This is a genomic window from Bacillus sp. FSL R5-0443 (genome assembly GCF_038608285.1).
In the GTDB taxonomy this organism is placed as follows: domain Bacteria; phylum Bacillota; class Bacilli; order Bacillales; family Bacillaceae; genus Bacillus; species Bacillus velezensis.
Genome location: NZ_CP152013.1, coordinates 1712197 through 1731101, shown reverse-complemented (window position 1 = coordinate 1731101; position 18905 = coordinate 1712197). Strand labels below are relative to the sequence as shown.

The following is an 18905-nucleotide window of genomic DNA, read 5'->3' as shown; positions in this document are numbered from 1 at the left end:
TGAACAAAGATGATGATTTCCATCCGGGACATGAACAAAAACAAAGCCGGAGCATCATGCGCTCCGGCTTTGTATACATTATACTTCCATAATGATCGGAATGATCATCGGCTTGCGTTTTGTTTTTTCATAAAGGAATTGATTCAGCGCATCACGCATGGCTTGTTTCAGCGTGGACCATTCTACGGCAGATGTTTCCGTCGCTTCAGTTACGATAGAGCGGACGAGCTCAGTAGCTTGTACAATTAAACCTTCTGATTCTCTGACATATACGAAACCGCGCGTAATGATCTCAGGACCTGATACGAGGTTCTTTTTCTGCTTATCGAGTGAAATTACGACGATGAGAATGCCGTCTTGTGACAATAAGCGGCGGTCTCTCAGCACGATGTTGCCGATGTCGCCGACTCCGAGGCCGTCAATCAACACGTTTCCGTACGTGACTTTATCCCCGATTTTCACATTCTGGCCGCGGAATTCAACGACGTCACCTTTTTCAATCAAGAAAATGTCGCTGCGTTTCATGCCGATCTCTTCTGCGATTTTGGAATGCGCTTTTTGCATTCTGAATTCACCGTTAACCGGAATTAAATATTTCGGTTTCAGCAAATTAAGCATGAGTTTCAATTCTTCCTGCGAACCGTGCCCGGACACATGCACGCGTTTTTGGGCGAAAATGACTTGAGCGCCGGCGCGGGCAAGCAGGTTGACGGTTTTGGAATATATCAATTCATGCCCCGGAATCGGTGTTGATGCAATGACAACGGTGTCTCCTTCTTCAATGTTAAGCTGCTTATGCGCCTGCTTGGCCATCCGCGTAAGAGCGGCCAGCGGCTCACCATGGCTTCCGGCTGTAACAATTGCCACTTCCCGCTTCGGATATTTTTTCACATCCTGCACAGGAATAAACATTTCATCTTCGGCTTCAATATAGCCGAGCTTGCGCCCAAGCTGAAGCACGTTTTGCAGATTTTTTCCGGCGATTGCAAGTTTGCGGCCGTTCTGGACGGCAGCCTGTATCACTTGCTGGATCCGGTTGATATTAGACGCGAATACAGCAATGATGACACGGTTTTCTGAATTGTTCATCGCATCGGAAATTTCACCGCTTACATATGCTTCTGACGGAGTATACCCCGGGCGCTCCGCATTGGCGCTGTCAGAAAGCAGGGCGAGCACGCCGCTGTTTCCGATTTTGGCAATTTCGCCAATATCACATGATTGGTGATAAGCAGGCGTCTGGTCAAATTTAAAGTCTCCCGTGCATACAATAGAGCCAAGTGATGTTTTGAAGCTGACTCCCACTGAATCCGGAATACTGTGAATCGTTTTAAAGAACGATACTTTCGTTGAATCAAATGTAATGACTGATTTAGAGTGAACTTCACGCAAATCAGCTTTTCGATTATGCCCGTACTGCTTGAGTTTTTCTCTCAGTAATGCAAGCGTAAGCTTCGTTCCGTATACCGGCACCGACAGCTTATTCAATAAATAAAAGACGCCCCCGATGTTTTCATCGTGCCCGTGTGTCAGAAAGATGGCCTTCACGCGGTCAGCCCGTTCTACTAAGTAGGAAATATCCGGAATGACGACATCAATACCGAGCATTTCATTTTCAGGGTGCATCAGCCCTGCATCCACTACAAATATGTCTGAGTCAATTTCAATGACATATAGGTTCTTCCCAATTTCTCCGACGCCGCCAAGGGCGATAATTCTGACGTTTTCTGTATTTTTCTTTTTCAAAATCTGTATCCTCCTAGTCTCATACCCGTCCATCATCACTTGTTCCTATTATAACTGATATCAATTTTAGAAAACAAGAAGAAGCGGAAGGTTTAGGGAAAACCAATATGTATACAAAACGGTCAAACTCACGATAAAAATGAGAATGACCGCGTATTTTAACTGTATAAATTTTTTCTTACAGTTCGCTGATGACGCTGCTCAGGCTCAGACGTTCATCTTCATTCAGCGGGATAAGAGGAAGACGCACAGATCCGACATCAAGGCCTTTCAGCTGTAGCGCCGTTTTGACCGGAGCCGGATTAGGCGCTTTAAAGAGCTCCTTCATGATCGGCAGAAGCTTCTGATGAATCAGTGCCGCGGTTGCCGTCTGCCCGTTCGTATAGTTTTTAATCATCTGCTGCATGTCAGAACCTACGATATGGCTGGCCACTGACACGACTCCTCTTCCGCCGACTGCGAGAATAGGAAGCGTTAACCCGTCATCACCTGAATAGACGTAAAAATCTTCCGGTGTTTCGGCAATGATTTTCGTAATGGCATCAAGATCGCCGCTCGCTTCTTTAATCGCAGAGATATTCGGTATCTCCGCAAGTCTGATGGCCGTTTCCGGCGCAAGCGAAGCGACCGTTCTGCCCGGCACGTTGTAAAGCATCACAGGAAGAGACGTTTCTTCCGCAATGGCTTTAAAATGACGGTACATCCCCTCTTGGGAAGGCTTATTATAATACGGCGTGACAAGCATAACGCAATCGACGCCGGCTTCTTCAGCTTTTTTTGTCAGTTTAATGGAGTCTTTCGTATTGTTGCTTCCCGTACCCGCAATAACAGGCACGCGTCCGTTCACTTCTTTGACTGTAAATTCAAAGAGTGCAATTTTTTCTTCCGTTGAAAGTGTCGGAGATTCGCCGGTCGTGCCTGCGACGACTAAAGAATCCGTGCCGTTTTTCAACAAATAGTCGATTAATGTAGACAGTTTTTGAAAGTCTACATTCCCTTTACTGTCAAAGGGGGTAATCATCGCTGTAGATATATTTCCGACATTCATTTTTTTCACCTCATCATGATTCAATCACATTTACTTTGAAAGTTCAAACACTTCATGCAGCGCATTTACGGCCGTTACCATATCTTTTTCATGAACGAGCACCCAGATCGTCGTATGGCTGTCGGCAGATTGCAGAATCGGAATGCCTTTATCAGAAAGTGCGGAGACGATTTTTGACGTGACACCCGGAACACCCATTATCCCGGCGCCGACCGCTGACACTTTCGCACAGCTCTCCGTCACTGTCGGCTCATATCCTAATTCAGCCAAAATGCTGCGCGCGGCTTCCGTTTTACTGCCGGCTACGGTATATACGATTTCACTCGGCGTAATGTTAAAGAAATCTACGCTGATTCCGGCATTTGCCATTGCTTTAAAGACTTCAGTCTGAACGTTGTATTGCCCCATTTTGGCGGGGACCTTAAATTGCGTCACATCTTTCACATGGGCGATCCCTGTGATCAGCCGTTCGAATACATCGCTGCCGATGTTAGACGAATGATGGGACGTCACCAAAGTGCCTTTGTCTTTTGAATAAGTGGAGCGCACGCGGATCGGCACCTTTGCCTGCATGGCGATTTCCACCGCGCGCGGATGAATGACTTTCGCGCCTTGATAGGCAAGGTTGCAGATTTCCGTATATGTGACGTTCGGAAGCGGCTTAGCATTTTCCACGATTCTCGGATCGGCTGTCATAACGCCTTCCACGTCCGTAAAAATGTCGATAAACTCAGCATCAACCGCCGCTCCGAGCGCCGCTGCTGAAGTATCGCTTCCTCCTCTGCCGATCGTCGTCGTGTCACCTTTTTCAGTCGCTCCCTGAAATCCTGCGACAACGACGGCGTCATGGCTGGCGAGTGCAGCGAAAAGCCGCTCTGTTTTCATTTCTATAATTTTGGCGTCAGTATGCTGGGCATTGGTTAAAAAGCCGGCCTGGGCTCCTGTTAAAGCTGCGGCTTTTATGCCGTTTTCCTTCAGCATGCTGGAAAAAACAACGGACGAAATCGTTTCTCCGCAAGACAGAAGCATATCCTGCTCTCTCGGAGAAATGTCGGACTGGCTGCCGTAAAGGAGCCCGATTAAAGAATCTGTCGCGTACGGGTCTCCTTTTCTTCCCATCGCCGATACGACAACAACAACTTTATAACCTTCACTGATGGCATCTTTAATGTGTGCTAGCGCAAGCTTGCGGCCTTTGTCATCTTTTACGGATGTTCCGCCGAATTTTTGAACAATGATCTTCACTATTTTCACTCCAAATTAGTCTGACGTAACAGAAGAGAGCAGGCAGAGCCTTACTCTCTTCTGTTCGCCTATAGAAAATACGTTTGTTTATACGAGGTTCAGTTTTTGCAGGCTTTCCGCGATTTGGACTGAGTTCCAAGCGGCGCCTTTTAACAGGTTATCAGAAACAACCCACAAATGAAAACCGTTTGCTCTGTCCAAATCTTTCCGGATTCTTCCTACAAATACATCGCGTTTGCCGACGCAATCAGCAGGCATCGGGTAAAGCTGCTCCGCCGGATCATCCTGAAGCGTAACACCCGGAGCTTCTTTTAAAAGCTGTTTCATATCTTCAACGGTTGCGTCATCACGGTCAAGCTCAATGTAAACAGATTCTGAGTGCCCTGTTTCAATCGGCAGTCTGACACATGTCGCAGCCACTTCCAGATTCGGCATATGCATGATTTTTTTCGTTTCATTAATCATTTTCATTTCCTCAAACGTATAGCCGTTATCTTGGAATTTATCAATTTGCGGAATGGCGTTAAATGCGATTTGATAATGCTTTTTGTCGCCTTTAACCGGCATAATGGACGGTTCTGCGGGTTCATTGTTTAAAATCGCCTTTGTCTGGCTGTACAATTCCTTCGCCGCTTCATTGCCGGCCCCGGACACAGCTTGGTAAGTAGATACAATGACTTTTTTCAATCCGTACGCTTTGCGGATCGGTTCAAGCGCAGCCACCATCTGAATCGTTGAACAGTTAGGGTTGGCGATAATGCCGTTATGTTTGTGCAGATCACCTTCGTTCACCTCAGGCACCACGAGCGGTGTATTTTCGTCCATACGGAATGCGCTGGTATTGTCAATCACGATGGCTCCCCGTTTTACAGCCTCAGGCGCCAAGCTTTGTGATACGCTTCCGCCGGCGCTGAATAACGCGATATGAACGCCTTCGAAGCTTTCAGGAACAGCTTCCTGCACTGTATATTCTTCGCCTTTAAACGTTACTTTCGTACCAGCAGAACGCTTTGAGGATAGTAGTGTGAGTGTTTCGATTTCAAAGTTTCTGTCTTCCAGTGTTTTCAGCATTTGCTGTCCTACGGCTCCCGTCGCTCCGACAACTGCTACGTGTAATCCTCTTCCCATCTGTAAAACTCCTTCCGCCAATTAAGCATCATTTGTTGAATTGACTTTGCATTTTACGTTTTATTTTACCATAGAATAGTCACGGATTGATCGAATTTTTTTATTCCGGAATGATTTTCTGTCATCATGATTTTTTATTCTTGGTGGTGTACGAGCACCGGCTGAACCTGCTGGTGCAAAAGAGCTTTTTCTACCGTAATCGGAAGGAGATCCATTCTGGCGACGAGCGATGTCGGTTTTTTCACGTGGTCGTCCTGGCCGAACGGGATGAAATATATGTTTTTTGCGGACATCAGCCTCATTAAATTCGTTCCGTTTAAACCGAGTCCGTCGTTTGTCGAAATTCCGAGCACGACCGGGCGGCCGTTGCGGATCGTGGCTTTCGCAGCCATAAGGACGGGGCTGTCAGTCATCGCATTTGCGAGTTTGCTCATTGAATTTCCGGTTAAAGGGGCGATGACCATGCAGTCGAGCGGAAGTTTCGGCCCGAGAGGCTCCGCTTTTACGATGGAATCAATCGCCTCAAAGCCTGTTGCTTCTTCAATTTTTCTGACCCAATCTCCCCCCTCCCCAAAGCGGGTATCGGTCGATTGAACGGTTGATGTCACGACCGGCCGGACTTCAGCTCCTTGACTGATAAGCGCCTCTATTTGCGGAAAAACTTCCTCATATGTGCAATGCGAGCCGGTTAATCCGAATCCGATTCTTTTCCCTTTCAGAGACATGGTTATTTCCCCTCTTTCTTTAAGTCTGCCAAAAGCTTGCTCAATACGTTCGCAATAATCTGTCCGGCTGTTTTCGGGGCCACAATTCCCGGAAGACCCGGAGCAAGCAGCGCTTTAATGCCTTGTTTTTCAGCATATTTGAAATCCGTTCCGCCCGGACGGGATGCTAAATCCAAAATCAAGGTCTTCGGCGTCATGCGCGATAAAACGCTTTGATTCAGAATCAAGCTCGGTACGGTGTTAATGCAGATATCAATATCATTTACATGTTCAGTAAGCTCTTCAAGCTGAAAAGGAGAAAGCCCCATTTCCATTATACGGGCCAAATGAGCCGAACTCCGCGCGCCCACTTTTACCTTCGCCCCTAACGCCGCAAACGTCCGGGCGATCGTCATACCGGTGCGCCCCATGCCGAGAACGGCGACATTTGATCCGTGAATGGTATAATCCGTATGCTGAATCGCCATCATGATTGTTCCTTCAACAGTGGGAATCGAGTTGAATATCGCGATATCGTCCCGTTCAAATAATTTCACAAGTTTGCGGCCGGCTTCGCTGGCGATCCCCTCAAGATACGCGTTGGAGATGCCTGAATAAATGACGCAATGCTCCGGTGTCCGCTCAAGATAGCTCTGCTTTAATACCACTTCTTCATTTGAAAAAACCGTGGAAACAACGCCTTCTCCGGTCGTTGCCGATACGGGCAGGATGATACTGTCTATTTTTTGAAAGGGAATCTCATCAATTTTGCATTTGACGGTTCCTGTAAAACCGTCATCCAATTGGTCAAACCCTGCAAGATAAATATCGGCATGCTGTTCTGTCAGCTTTCTTATAATCTCAAGCTGTCTTGCGTCACCGCCAATGATCGCAATTGTCAATCCGGTTAACATCTGAAACGTTCACCTTCTTTACAGTTACTGGATCTTTTAAGTGTCATCCTCCTCTTCATCGTATGTGCAAAGAGAAAGGGCGGTGAATGTACAGCGTCTTTTTCATGAAAAAAGCACCGGCTGTATGAGCCGGTGCTTGCTAAAAATGAATAAGATCTACTCTTCGGGAGGCGTGATCTCCCCCGGAACGTCTAAAATGATCATGTCTGACCCGATTTTTTGGATATGGTTCCAGGGGACGCGGATGTCGTGGCCTTGTTTTCGCAATCCGAACCATTTTACCGTCGGTATCAACAGCGCGGTAATTTGTCCGTCCTGCTCATTAATTTCCAAATCGGTCTGGCCGAGCACGCCGAGCCGCTCTGCCCGTTTAATGTCTACAATTTCTTTACCTGAAAGTTCACTGAGCCTCATGATAGCCACCCCCTTGTACTATATGACCCGGAGCAAAAAAAAATGCCTGCCCCGTATAGAGGCAGACTGCTTTCTGCTTTTCCGCTTAAGACGAGGCCGGCATATTGCCGGTCGGGCTGATGAGCGATAGTGCGTAATCATCCGTAAATAAGCGGCGGCTGAGGCCGTTGACGCTTTCCAGGCTGACCGCATTTAATTCAGTGATAATTTCATCCATGGTCTTATGCTTTCCGAGCAGGAGTTCGTTTTTCCCGTTCCGGCTCATTTTGCTGTTTGTGCTCTCTAAGCTGAGCATTAAGCTCCCCTTCATTTGCTCTTTGCTGTTTTCCAGCTCTTTCGGGGTGATACCGTCACGTTTTAGAACCGATAACGTTTCCTGAATGGTTTCAGACAGAAGTCCGAGCTGATTCGCGCCGGTGCCTCCGTAAATCGTCAGCATACCGCTGTCTTCATAGGAACTGTGATAGCTGTATACAGAATAGGCCAGTCCTTTATCTTCGCGCACATCCTGGAAAAGACGGCTGCTCATGCTTCCGCCCAGCACATTGTTTAAGACGATCAAATCGTAAATGTCCGGATCTCCGACTTTCAGGCCTTTGAAACCGAGACAGAGATGCGCCTGTTCGGTGTCTTTTTTTCTGGTCAGCTTTTCATAATGAAACTCAGGCTCGCTGATGCCGCTTGCTTTGCCCTTCGCTTCGTATGTACCGAACCATTTCTCCACGTCTTTAATGAATTGTTCCGTTACATTTCCGGCGACAGAAATGACGACGCGGTCCGGCGTGTAAAAGTCATCCATATGCTGTCTGAGAGAATCGCCGTTAAATGACGAAAGCGTTTCCTCCGTCCCGAGAATCGGGTAGCCGAGCGAATGATTGCCGTATGTCGCTTTGCTCAGCAGATCGTGGACAATGTCATCCGGCGCGTCTTCATACATTTTGATTTCTTCATATACAACGTTCTTTTCTTTTTTGAGCTCATCTTCGTCAAAAGCAGAATGAAAGAACATATCAGCCAGCACATCAAGTGCGTAGTTTGCATGCTCATCCAGCACTTTGGCGTAATAGCACGTATATTCTTTTGAAGTGAAGGCATTCACTTGGCCGCCTATCCGATCGAAGGATTCTGCGATTTCACGTGCGGACCTGGTATTTGTTCCTTTAAAAAACATATGCTCAAGAAAGTGCGAAATACCGTTTGTATCCGGCGTTTCATGACGTGATCCCGTCCCGATCCATACGCCGATTGCCACAGACCGCACCGTTGGATTATTTTCAAGCACAACTCTTACACCGTTTTGGCATGTATAGCGTTTTATCAAGTCTGTTCCTCCTATTCAAAGACAGGCAACTGCCGCCTGCTACTTCATCAGCCTGTTTTCATCCATTAAGTCAGACACTGAGCCGAGCGCGTAGCCTTTTTCTTTGATTTTTGCAATCAGTGTATCCAGGCTTTTCGCAGTCGGATCAGTCGGATGCATTAAAATCATGGCTCCGTTATGTATTTTGCTCAACACCCTTGTTTGTAAAACAGCCGGAGACGGTTTTTGCCAGTCAATGGTGTCCACGGTCCACATGATGGTGCCCATTCCTTTTTCCGCCGCAAGATCGACCACAGCTTTTCTGAAGCTGCCGCTTGGCGGCGCAAACCATTTCGGCTTTATGCCGAGCGTCTCGCTGATTTGTGCATTGGTTTTGTCAAGCTGTTCGGAAATGCTTCCTGAAGTCAGTTTGCTCATATCAGGGTGATTGTATGAATGATTTCCGATTTCATGTCCGTCTGCCGCTATTTTTTTCCCCAGCTCCTGATTGTTTTTCAGCCATTTCCCTTCAAGAAAGAAAGTTGCTTTGACCTGGTGCTGCTTCAGAATAGGCAGCATTTGCTCCACGTATTCATTTCCCCAGGCGACATTTATCAGGAAAGCGACCATCGGTTTGTCGGGATTTCCTTTATAAATGGGTTCGGGCGCGAGAGAATCAAGATGGACTTTCGGTTTTACCTGCTCATAGACAAGGCCGTCTTCGTGAAATTCTCCGTCCTTTTTCATTTGTTTATAGGATTTTTCCACATTGACTTTTAAACCGTTATATCCCGGTATGCTCTTCCATATTTTATCAATCCGCGCGTCTTGCGGCTTCACTTCATACTCTGACGCTTTTTGCAGTAATTCTTCATAGAGCGGATCTTTTGATGCTGACACAGTTACAGCGTCTTTTTTCATTGCGTCTATGTAATCAACTGTATACGGATTTTTTAACATTTCAAACGAAACAAAAAAAAGAAATAAAAAAACGGCAAACGGCACGAATTTTTTCAACATGTCCTTCCCCCCTCACCACACATTATGTATGAGGAGGACAAGGTAGAACCCGTCTGTTGTCTTTCTCAAAATAAAGAAGCCGGGTCTCCCAGGCTCCTTGTTAGGTTTTCATTTAAGATTGTTGTTGTTCCTGTTCTTTTTCTTTCTCTTCGCGCAGCACTGCTTTACGCGACAGATTCACTCGTCCCTGTTTGTCAATTTCAGTTACCTTCACAAGGATTTCGTCACCGATTTTCACAACATCCTCAACCTTGCCGACCCGTTCGAGCGCTAGTTCAGAGATGTGAACGAGACCGTCTTTTCCGCTGAAGATTTCAACGAAAGCGCCGAATTTCTCAATCCGTTTGACTTTACCGAGGTAAAGCTGGCCGACTTCGACTTCTCTGACAAGATCTTCGATGATTTTTTTCGCTTTTTGGTTGCTGCTTTCATCAGTAGAAGAAATAAAGATGGTGCCGTCTTGTTCAATGTCAATTTTAACACCGGTATCTTCAATGATTTTGTTGATTTGTTTACCGCTCGGTCCGATAACATCACGGATTTTATCCGGATTAATGTTCATCGTTAAAATTTTCGGCGCATATTGAGAAAGTTCTTTTCTTGATTCACCAAGCGTGCTGAGCATGCTGTTCAAGATTTCCATTCTTCCTTTTTTCGCCTGCTGAAGCGCTTCTTCAAGAATTTCTCTTGAAAGACCTTCAATTTTAATGTCCATTTGCAGCGCTGTCACGCCTTTTTCCGTGCCGGCTACTTTAAAGTCCATGTCACCGAGGGCGTCTTCCATCCCTTGAATATCCGTTAATACCGTATAGTACTCGCCTGATTTCACAAGTCCCATCGCGATACCCGCAACAGGGGCTTTAATCGGAACACCTGCGTCCATCATGGCAAGCGTGCTCGCGCAAATGCTGGCCTGTGAAGTGGAACCGTTTGATTCAAGCACTTCGGATACGAGGCGGACCGTATACGGGAAGTCTTTTTCATTCGGAATGACCGGCTCAAGCGCACGCTCTCCAAGAGCACCGTGACCGATCTCACGGCGTCCCGGTCCGCGCATCGGGCCTGTCTCCCCTACGCTGAACTGCGGGAAGTTATAATGATGCATAAAGCGTTTTGATTCTTCCACGCCTAAACCGTCAAGAATCTGAACGTCCCCAAGGGCGCCTAATGTACATACGCTGAGCGCCTGCGTCTGTCCTCTCGTAAACAGCCCGGAGCCGTGCGTTCTCGGCAGAAGGCCGACTTCTGAAGAAAGCGGACGGATCTGATCAACGCCGCGGCCGTCCGGACGGACTTTTTCTTCTGTGATCAAACGGCGCACTTCGTTTTTCACAAGTTTAGACAGTGTCTGTTTCACTTTTTTAATCGTATCTTCATCATGCTCTTCTTCTTCGAATTTCGCGACAACTGCATTTTTCACTTCATTAATCGCGTCTTCGCGAGCATGTTTTTCGTGAACCTGAATGGCGCTGAGAAGATCCGGCTCCGCAAGGCTTTTTACTTTTTCGCTGAGCTCTTCGTCAATTTCATACAGTTGGATTTCTGTTTTCTCTTTGCCGACTGCTGCGACGATTTCTTCTTGGAATGCGATCAGGCGCTTAATTTCTTCGTGACCGAACATAATCGCCTCAAGCATGATTTCTTCAGGTACTTCATCCGCTCCGGCTTCCACCATGTTGATGGCGTCTTTTGTGCCTGCAACGATGAGGTTGATATCACTTTTTTCAAGCTGGTCAACCGTCGGATTGATGACGAATTTCCCGTCAATGCGGCCTACCGTCACACCCGCGATCGGGCCTTCAAACGGGATATCGGAAACGCAAAGAGCGAGTGATGAACCGAACATTGCAGCCATTTCAGATGAGCAGTCCTGATCAACACTCATGACAATGCTGATGACCTGTACTTCGTTACGGAATCCGTCTGCGAAAAGCGGGCGGATCGGACGGTCGATCAGACGGCTGGCTAAAACGGCCTTTTCACTTGGACGGCCTTCTCTTTTAATAAAACCGCCCGGAATTTTACCTACTGCGTATAATCTTTCTTCATAGTTAACGGTAAGCGGGAAAAAATCTAGCGGTTTCGGTTCTTTTGATGCGGTTGCTGTGCTGAGCACTGCAGTATCGCCGTAGCGGACCATGACAGCGCCGTTTGCCTGTTTGGCAAGCTGGCCGGCTTCTACTGTAAGCTGTCTGCCGGCCCAATCTATGGTAAAGACATGTTTCTCTTGTCCCATTCGATTACGAGCTCCTCTCTTAATGTGTGAAATAATCAATTACTCCTATTATGAACGAAATGAATTGAACATATCAATGTCAAAGTAGTATGTAAAAGGATTTCATTGTTTTTTTATCATTATTTTTTTCGCTTTAATACGATAAAAAAGCGGGAATCCTCCCGCTTTTTACGATTATCGACGTAAGCCTAGTTTGTTAATTAACTCACGGTAACGAGTTACGTCTTTATTACGCAGATACGTAAGAAGATTACGACGTTTACCTACCATTTTAAGAAGACCGCGACGTGAGTGGTGATCTTTCTTGTGAGTACGCAAATGCTCGTTCAAGTTGTTAATTGAGTCTGTTAGGATAGCGATCTGAACTTCTGGAGATCCAGTATCAGATTCGTGTGTTTTGAACTCACTGATGAGTTGATTTTTACGCTCTTGAGTAATTGCCATCCTGTTTCACCTCCATATCATAATTAGCCCCAGTTACCTAGCAACCGTCGGTGACTTCGGATTGCCAAGCAATGGTTTTAAGACTACGAAACATATGATACTAAAAATCGCGCCCATATGCAAATCTTTTAGAAGAAAATTTGTGTACTTTTGATGTTTTTTCCGTTATTTGCTGAAAAAACGGATCGCTTCTTGTTTGTCTTTCCCGATCTGAGCCGTCAGTTCTTCGATGCCGTTAAATTTCCGTTCGCTTCGGATTCGTTTGTACCACTCGATTTTAACGTCTTCTCCGTATACATCCTGCTGAAAATTAAACAAATGAACTTCAATTGACGGCTGATCGGGACGCTTTTCATAAAAGGTCGGTTTGTAGCCGATGTTGCAGACGCCTTCATACACCTCGCCTTTTATTTCGGCTTTCACTGCATACACGCCTGTCGGCGGCACGATATAGCTGTTGTGCAGGCCGACATTCGCGGTCGGAAAACCGATGGTGCGGCCTCTTTTGTCTCCGTGAATCACAGTGCCCCGGATAAAATACGGCTGGCCGAGAAGAGTGTGCGCAAGTTCAACGTCACCATCCTGCAGCGCTGACCGGATATAAGTGGAGCTGATCTTTCTGTCCTGCTCGGTCTGTTTCTCGACAGTCGTGCATCCGGCCTTGCCGTTTAAATCGTCCGGCAGCGTCTCCATCGTGCCTTTTCCGTATTTTCCGTACGTAAAATCGAAGCCTCCCACAGCGTGCCGCGCGTTTAACCCTAAAATATACTCCTCGGCAAACTGTTTTGGAGACAGAGACGCAAACGCTTCATCAAACTTTACGACATACAGCACATCAGCGCCTAAACGCCCGATCTGGCTGATTTTATCTTCAAGCGGCGTAATCAGATCCTTTGGCTCTTTGTCCCTGCCCAACACATGGGAAGGGTGGGGATGAAACGTCATAACGGCCAGCGACAGGCCTTTTTCTTCGGCAATTTGTCTGGCTGTTCCGATTACTTTCCGGTGTCCCAAATGAACGCCGTCAAAGTAGCCGAGCGCCATGACAGACGCCGGCTGCTCTTCTTTTTGTAAATGATGCGGATGAGAAATATGTATCGTCTTCACAGAACGGTCACCTTTTTTCTTATTGTTCGCTTTTTTGCATGAGCACTTTAGCCGGTTTCAGCAGTCCTTTTTTTGAAGGATGCGGCATATAAATGGCCACACATTCTCCGTCTTCAGTACAGACCGCTATACGGGCGTCAGCTGTCATTGCAGAAAATTCCGCCGGGATGTCAAACACTGACCCGTTTTCAGCTTTCTTAGCTAATGTATCACTTATGACCCATTTCGGCAAATGATTGAGCGCTCTTTCAATCGGCACGGCATGCTCTGCAACCATGCCGTCTGAAACCTGCTGTTCAAGTTCCTCAAACGTGAAACACTCATCAAGGCTGAAATCGCCGGAAGCGGTGCGGATGAGATGCGACATATGCGCGGGATAGCCGAGTTTTTCACCGATTGTCACCGCCAATGTTCTCACGTAAGTGCCCTTTGAGCACGTGACTGTAAAGCGGAATGATGCTGTGTCTTCTTTATAAGTGACAGGGGAAGTGAGCGCGATATCTTCAATCGTGATATTCCGCTTCGGCCGCTCCACTTCAATACCCGCCCTGGCGTATTCATAGAGCTTTTTCCCGTTGACCTTTACAGCGGAATACATCGGCGGCACTTGCTCCTGCGGTCCCTTCAGTTCGTCTAAAACGGCTTTGATATCCGCTTCTTTCAGCGGCTCCTTGACAGGTTTTACGCTGACCGTTTCTCCAGTCTGGTCTTCGGTCGATGTGGAGAAGCCGAGAGTGATCTCAGCATCGTACGTTTTTGACTTGTCGGTGACGTACTCAACAATCTTTGTGGCCCGTCCGACACAGATCGGCAGTACGCCTGACACTTCCGGATCAAGCGTTCCCGTATGTCCGACTTTCTTTGTTTTTAACAGTTTTCTTATTTTCATTACACAGTCGTGAGAAGTCATGCCGACCGGTTTATGTAAAAGGAGAACTCCGTTAACCATCTGTCTTTCGCTCCTTTGTTATCAATTGTATCCCGTAAAACGCAGAAAAGAGGACAGACGACACTCGCCCATCCTCTTTCCTTGTTATTCAGACGGTTTATCTGAATGCAGTTCGTGAATCAATGTTTCAATACGGTTGCCGTACTCAATTGATTCATCAAATTCAAATTCAAGCTCAGGCGTTTTGCGGAGTCTGATTCGGCTGCCGATTTCGGAACGGATAAATCCTTTCGCTTTCTCAAGCCCTTTCAGCGCCTCCTCTTTCTTTTTCTCTCCGCCGAGAACGGAGATATACACCTTCGCTATTTGTAAATCACCTGAAACACGTACGTCTGTTACAGTGAGAAATCCGATTCTCGGGTCTTTCAGCTTTCGGCTGATAATATCCCCGAGCTCTTTTTTCATCTGCTCGCCGACACGGTTTGCTCTCATACTCAATTCAATCACCTCTAAGTTAAAACCACTCTGTTCTAGTGATCGTCCGTTCTATTTCGGGAAAGGAGTCAATAAACGCGAGTACACGCTGGATCTCCTTTTCCGCCTGAACGTGAGAGGAGGAGACGACGGCGATTCCGAAGCTGGTCCGCTGCCAAGTGTCCTGATAGCCGATTTCTGCAACCGACACGTTAAACTTATTCTGAACCCTCGTTATAATCCGCTTCAGAACGGCTCGTTTCTCCTTTAATGATCCCGCATCATAAATGATGCATTCACATTCCGCAAATCCGATCACTTTCTTTCGATTTCCTGCATGACATACGCTTCAATGATGTCGCCTTCGCGAATGTCATTGTATTTCTTAATTGTAATACCACATTCATATCCTTGTGAAACTTCTTTCACATCATCTTTGAAGCGTTTCAGAACGTCTACTTCCCCTTCGAAGATGACCACGCCGTCACGGATCAAGCGGAGTCCGCTGTCACGTGTAATGTGGCCGTCTGTTACATATCCGCCGGCAATCGTGCCGATTTTCGACACTTTGAATGTTTGGCGCACTTCAACCTGGCCGATGACTTTTTCTTCGTATTCAGGATCAAGCATTCCTTTCATCGCCGCTTCAATTTCTTCGATGACTTTGTAAATGATACGGTGAAGACGGATATCTACATTTTCAGCTTCAGCCGTGCTCTTAGCATTTCCGTCTGGGCGCACATTAAACCCGATAACGATTGCATTTGAAGCAGATGCGAGAATGATGTCTGATTCCGTAATCGCACCGACACCTGTGTGAATGATTTTCACTTTTACGCCTTCTACTTCAATTTTTTGGAGAGCGGCTGTTAACGCTTCGGCTGAACCTTGAACGTCAGCTTTTACGATTAAATTGATGTCTTTGACATCGCCTTGTTTAATTTGTTCAAACAGATCATCGAGGCTCAGCTTCGCTTTGTCGCTGCGCTGTTCTTCCAGTTGCTTGGAAGCGCGTGCTTCACCGACAGAACGGGCTGTTTTTTCGTCTTTAAAGACGAGGAATTGATCGCCAGCCTGCGGTACGTCGTTTAAGCCCGTAATTTCTACAGGTGTGGACGGTCCGGCTGTTTTCACGCGGCGGCCGAGATCATTGACCATGGCCCGCACGCGGCCGAATGTATTTCCGACAACGATCGGATCTCCGACATTCAATGTTCCCGTTTGAACGAGAAGTGTCGCGACAGATCCTCTTCCTTTATCGAGCTCAGCTTCAATAACCGTTCCTTTTGCCTGACGGTTCGGATTGGCTTTCAGCTCTTCCACTTCACTGACAAGCAGAATCATTTCGACAAGCTCGTCAATTCCCTTGCCTGTAAGAGCGGACAGAGGAACGAAAATCGTTTCTCCTCCCCATGCTTCAGGAACGAGTCCGTATTCAGTCAGCTCCTGCATGACGCGGTCAGGGTTCGCGCTTTCTTTATCCACTTTATTCACGGCAACGATAATCGGAACCTCAGCCGCTTTCGCATGGTTGATGGCTTCGACTGTCTGCGGCATAACGCCGTCATCAGCCGCTACGACTAAAATGGTAATATCAGTTACTTCCGCACCGCGCGCACGCATTGTTGTGAACGCCGCGTGTCCCGGAGTATCTAAGAACGTGATTTTTTTGCCGTTTTCTTCGATCTGGTAAGCCCCGATATGCTGGGTGATTCCGCCGGCTTCACCTTCAACAACTTTTGTTTTTCTGATGCTGTCAAGGAGGGTCGTTTTCCCGTGGTCAACGTGGCCCATGATCGTCACGACAGGCGGACGGATTTGAAGATCTTCTTCTTTGTCAGCCTCTTCATATTTTTCAAGCTCAGTTTCTTCAAGCACAATCACTTCTTCTGTTTCTACACCGTATTCAGATGCGATCAGTTCGATTGTGTCTTTGTCAAGCTCCTGGTTAATGGTAGCCATTACGCCCAGAAGCATCAGTTTTTTAATGAGTTCAGACGGCTCTTTGCCCAGTTCCTCGGCTAAAGCTCCGACTGTTAAAGAGCCGGAAAACGTAATTTTCTCAGGAAGCTCTTTTTTCGGCTTCAGCGGTTTTTGCTGATACTGATTTTTGTTGTTATGATTGCGTTTGTTTTTGTTTTTGTTGTTGTTATTCTTCTTGTTTTTGTTAAATTGATTATTCTGCACGTCATTCTTCTTTCCGTCTCGAATTTTGTTTGGTTGATTCCCAGCAGGCTGCTGATTAATCCCTTGCGGCTTGTTTTTGTTCGTTTCCGCAGGCTTCTGAGATGTAACGCCGGCGCCGCCTTTTTTAAATTTCGCATCAAGCTGCTTAATGGTCTTTTCTTCAAGCATTGCCATATGGTTATTTACTACTATATCCATGTTTTTCAGCGCAGTCAAAATTTCCTTGCTTGAAACATTGATGGCTTTTGCATATTCGTAAACTCTCATTTTAGCCATTCGTTCACCCCCAAAAATATTAATCGAGCAAGCTGATCAGCTTATTCGCAAAACCTTGGTCAGTGACGGCGACAACGACACGTGATTCCTTGCCGATAGAGCGGCCGAGATCAGCGCGGCTTTCGACTTTTTTATAAGGCACTTTATAATAATTGCATTTATCGGATACTTTTTTTGCAGTATTCGCAGATGCATCTTCTGTCAGCAGAACAAGTTTTGCACGCGCATTTCTAATTTCTTTTATAACCAAGTCCTCGCCCGACACGACCTTACGAGCTCGATTGGCCAGACCCAGCAAGGGAAACCATTCCATTCCAGACATGTTATTTTTTCACCTTTTCCGCCAGTTCCAGCAATTCTTCGAAAATCTGGTCATCGATTTGTGATTGAAATTGATTTTGCAATGTGTTTTTCTTTTTCGCAGCTAAGATGCATTCTTTCTCAAGGGTGATATAGGCACCCCGCCCGTTCTTCTTTCCGGTCGGATCGACTGAAATCTCTCCTTCTTTAGAACGGACAATTCGGATCAGTTCCTTTTTAGGCTTCATTTCCCCCGTTACCACGCATTTGCGCAGAGGAATTTTTTTTCGCTTATTCACCTAAAGTCACCTCTTATTCATCCGATTCGGCTGTTTCAGGCTCCATAAAGAGCGGCTCTAAATCGTCATCTTCTTCATGCTCTCTCGGATAGATGCCAAGGTCTCTTGCATCCGTTTCACTTTTGATATCGATTTTCCAGCCTGTCAGTTTCGCGGCTAAGCGGGCGTTTTGCCCTCTTTTTCCGATTGCCAGAGAAAGCTGGTAATCAGGAACGATGACAGTCGTGGCTTTTTCTTCTTCGCTGACGATGACATCCAGCACTTTAGACGGGCTGAGCGCATTGGCAACAAATTCAACCGGATCATCAGACCAGTTGACGATATCAATTTTTTCGCCCTTCAGTTCATTGACGATCGCCTGTACGCGCTGGCCTTTAGGACCGACGCATGAACCGACCGGATCAACGTCAGGATCATCAGTGCGGACGGAGATTTTAGAGCGGTCGCCCGCTTCTCTGGCAACGGATTTCAGTTCGACCGTTCCGTCATAAATTTCCGGCACTTCGATTTCAAAAAGACGCTTCAACAGACCAGGATGCGTTCTTGATACATAGATCTGCGGCCCTTTTGTCGTTTTTTCGACTTTTGTGATAAATACTTTAATCCGATCGTGCGGTTTATAGCTCTCATTCGGCATTTGTTCATTGACGGGCAGCAGCGCTTCAATCTTGCCGAGAGACACGTAAATAAACTTGCTGTCTAAGCGCTGTACAATTCCCGTCATGATGTCTTCTTCACGATCGATAAATTCTGAGTAAATCACGCCGCGCTCAGCTTCACGGACACGCTGCGTCACCACTTGTTTCGCCGTCTGCGCAGCAATGCGGCCGAAGTCTTTCGGCGTTACTTCTATTTCAACGACATCTCCGACAAGGTAGTTCGGATGGATGTGCTGAGCGTCGTCAAGCGAGATTTCAAGTCTTGAATCGTATACCTCGTCTACGACATCCTTTCTTGCGAACACGCGGATCGTGCCCGTCTCACGGTTCAGATCGACCCGTACGTTTTGCGCCTGGTTAAAATTTCGCTTATACGCGGAAATTAAGGCAGCTTCAATTGCTTCGATGATAATGTCTTTACTGATGCCTTTTTCTTTTTCAAGAATAGTGAGAGCATCTAATAGTTCACTGCTCATGTTAGCGGTCTCCCCCCTTAAACACTAATACTTCATTCA

Annotated in this window: 19 protein-coding genes; all 19 read right to left on the bottom strand. The window is 46.7% G+C overall.

Annotation, left to right across the window (positions count from 1 at the left end; genetic code table 11):
• Nucleotides 1-78 precede the first annotated feature (78 nt).
• The 19 genes from rnjB to nusA all read right to left on the bottom strand — a co-directional run bounded on the left by rnjB (nucleotide 79) and on the right by nusA (nucleotide 18866).
• Entirely contained in the window at nucleotides 79-1746 is a 1668-nt protein-coding gene (gene rnjB / locus NYE28_RS08745; RefSeq protein WP_052827433.1) for a ribonuclease J2, read from the bottom strand.
• A 178-nt stretch (nucleotides 1747-1924) separates the two neighbouring features.
• Nucleotides 1925-2794: a 4-hydroxy-tetrahydrodipicolinate synthase gene (gene dapA, locus NYE28_RS08740; protein ID WP_003154166.1), complete on the bottom strand. Its 870-nt coding sequence runs from the start codon at nucleotides 2792-2794 to the stop codon at nucleotides 1925-1927.
• A gap of 30 nt (nucleotides 2795-2824) precedes the next feature.
• Nucleotides 2825-4039, bottom strand: coding sequence for an aspartate kinase (gene dapG, locus NYE28_RS08735; RefSeq protein ID WP_003154168.1), 1215 nt, complete (start codon nucleotides 4037-4039; stop codon nucleotides 2825-2827).
• An 87-nt stretch (nucleotides 4040-4126) separates the two neighbouring features.
• Nucleotides 4127-5167 (bottom strand): aspartate-semialdehyde dehydrogenase, encoded by a 1041-nt coding sequence (gene asd / locus NYE28_RS08730; RefSeq protein ID WP_012117572.1) that lies wholly within the window; start codon nucleotides 5165-5167, stop codon nucleotides 4127-4129.
• 134 nt (nucleotides 5168-5301) lie between these two features.
• Nucleotides 5302-5892, bottom strand: a complete 591-nt coding sequence (gene dpaB / locus NYE28_RS08725) for a dipicolinate synthase subunit B (protein ID WP_015239869.1) — start codon at nucleotides 5890-5892, stop codon at nucleotides 5302-5304.
• A 2-nt stretch (nucleotides 5893-5894) separates the two neighbouring features.
• Nucleotides 5895-6785 carry a dipicolinic acid synthetase subunit A gene (dpaA, locus tag NYE28_RS08720; protein WP_044801435.1) on the bottom strand — a complete coding sequence of 297 codons (891 nt, stop codon included), beginning with the start codon at nucleotides 6783-6785 and terminating at the stop codon, nucleotides 5895-5897.
• A 156-nt stretch (nucleotides 6786-6941) separates the two neighbouring features.
• Nucleotides 6942-7199: a YlmC/YmxH family sporulation protein gene (locus tag NYE28_RS08715; protein WP_003154176.1), complete on the bottom strand. Its 258-nt coding sequence runs from the start codon at nucleotides 7197-7199 to the stop codon at nucleotides 6942-6944.
• An 85-nt stretch (nucleotides 7200-7284) separates the two neighbouring features.
• On the bottom strand, nucleotides 7285-8520 hold the full coding sequence (locus NYE28_RS08710) for a pitrilysin family protein (RefSeq protein WP_012117570.1): 1236 nt from the start codon (nucleotides 8518-8520) through the stop codon (nucleotides 7285-7287).
• Between the two features lie 39 nt (nucleotides 8521-8559).
• Nucleotides 8560-9519, bottom strand: a complete 960-nt coding sequence (locus tag NYE28_RS08705) for a polysaccharide deacetylase family protein (RefSeq protein WP_012117569.1) — start codon at nucleotides 9517-9519, stop codon at nucleotides 8560-8562.
• A 112-nt stretch (nucleotides 9520-9631) separates the two neighbouring features.
• Nucleotides 9632-11755 (bottom strand): polyribonucleotide nucleotidyltransferase, encoded by a 2124-nt coding sequence (gene pnp, locus NYE28_RS08700; protein WP_015239868.1) that lies wholly within the window; start codon nucleotides 11753-11755, stop codon nucleotides 9632-9634.
• A gap of 174 nt (nucleotides 11756-11929) precedes the next feature.
• Nucleotides 11930-12199, bottom strand: coding sequence for a 30S ribosomal protein S15 (gene rpsO, locus NYE28_RS08695; protein ID WP_003154182.1), 270 nt, complete (start codon nucleotides 12197-12199; stop codon nucleotides 11930-11932).
• Nucleotides 12200-12364: 165 nt separating this feature from the next.
• Nucleotides 12365-13306: a bifunctional riboflavin kinase/FAD synthetase gene (gene ribF / locus NYE28_RS08690; protein WP_064107826.1), complete on the bottom strand. Its 942-nt coding sequence runs from the start codon at nucleotides 13304-13306 to the stop codon at nucleotides 12365-12367.
• Nucleotides 13307-13325: 19 nt separating this feature from the next.
• A complete protein-coding gene (gene truB / locus NYE28_RS08685; protein WP_032874924.1) occupies nucleotides 13326-14255 on the bottom strand; it encodes a tRNA pseudouridine(55) synthase TruB in 930 nt (309 codons plus the stop codon).
• Nucleotides 14256-14339: 84 nt separating this feature from the next.
• Nucleotides 14340-14693, bottom strand: coding sequence for a 30S ribosome-binding factor RbfA (gene rbfA, locus NYE28_RS08680; protein WP_003154185.1), 354 nt, complete (start codon nucleotides 14691-14693; stop codon nucleotides 14340-14342).
• 16 nt (nucleotides 14694-14709) lie between these two features.
• Nucleotides 14710-14988 carry a DUF503 domain-containing protein gene (locus tag NYE28_RS08675; RefSeq protein ID WP_052827431.1) on the bottom strand — a complete coding sequence of 93 codons (279 nt, stop codon included), beginning with the start codon at nucleotides 14986-14988 and terminating at the stop codon, nucleotides 14710-14712.
• Nucleotides 14985-17132 (bottom strand): translation initiation factor IF-2, encoded by a 2148-nt coding sequence (gene infB, locus NYE28_RS08670; RefSeq protein ID WP_053573443.1) that lies wholly within the window; start codon nucleotides 17130-17132, stop codon nucleotides 14985-14987. The genes NYE28_RS08675 and infB overlap by 4 nt, the downstream gene beginning before the upstream one ends.
• Nucleotides 17133-17151: 19 nt before the next feature.
• Complete coding sequence (locus tag NYE28_RS08665; protein ID WP_003154192.1) at nucleotides 17152-17454, bottom strand: YlxQ family RNA-binding protein; 303 nt, start codon at nucleotides 17452-17454, stop codon at nucleotides 17152-17154.
• Between the two features lies 1 nt (nucleotide 17455).
• A complete protein-coding gene (gene rulR / locus NYE28_RS08660; RefSeq protein WP_003154193.1) occupies nucleotides 17456-17731 on the bottom strand; it encodes a glucose-induced regulator RulR in 276 nt (91 codons plus the stop codon).
• 13 nt (nucleotides 17732-17744) lie between these two features.
• Entirely contained in the window at nucleotides 17745-18866 is a 1122-nt protein-coding gene (gene nusA / locus NYE28_RS08655; protein ID WP_003154195.1) for a transcription termination factor NusA, read from the bottom strand.
• Nucleotides 18867-18905 lie beyond the last annotated feature (39 nt).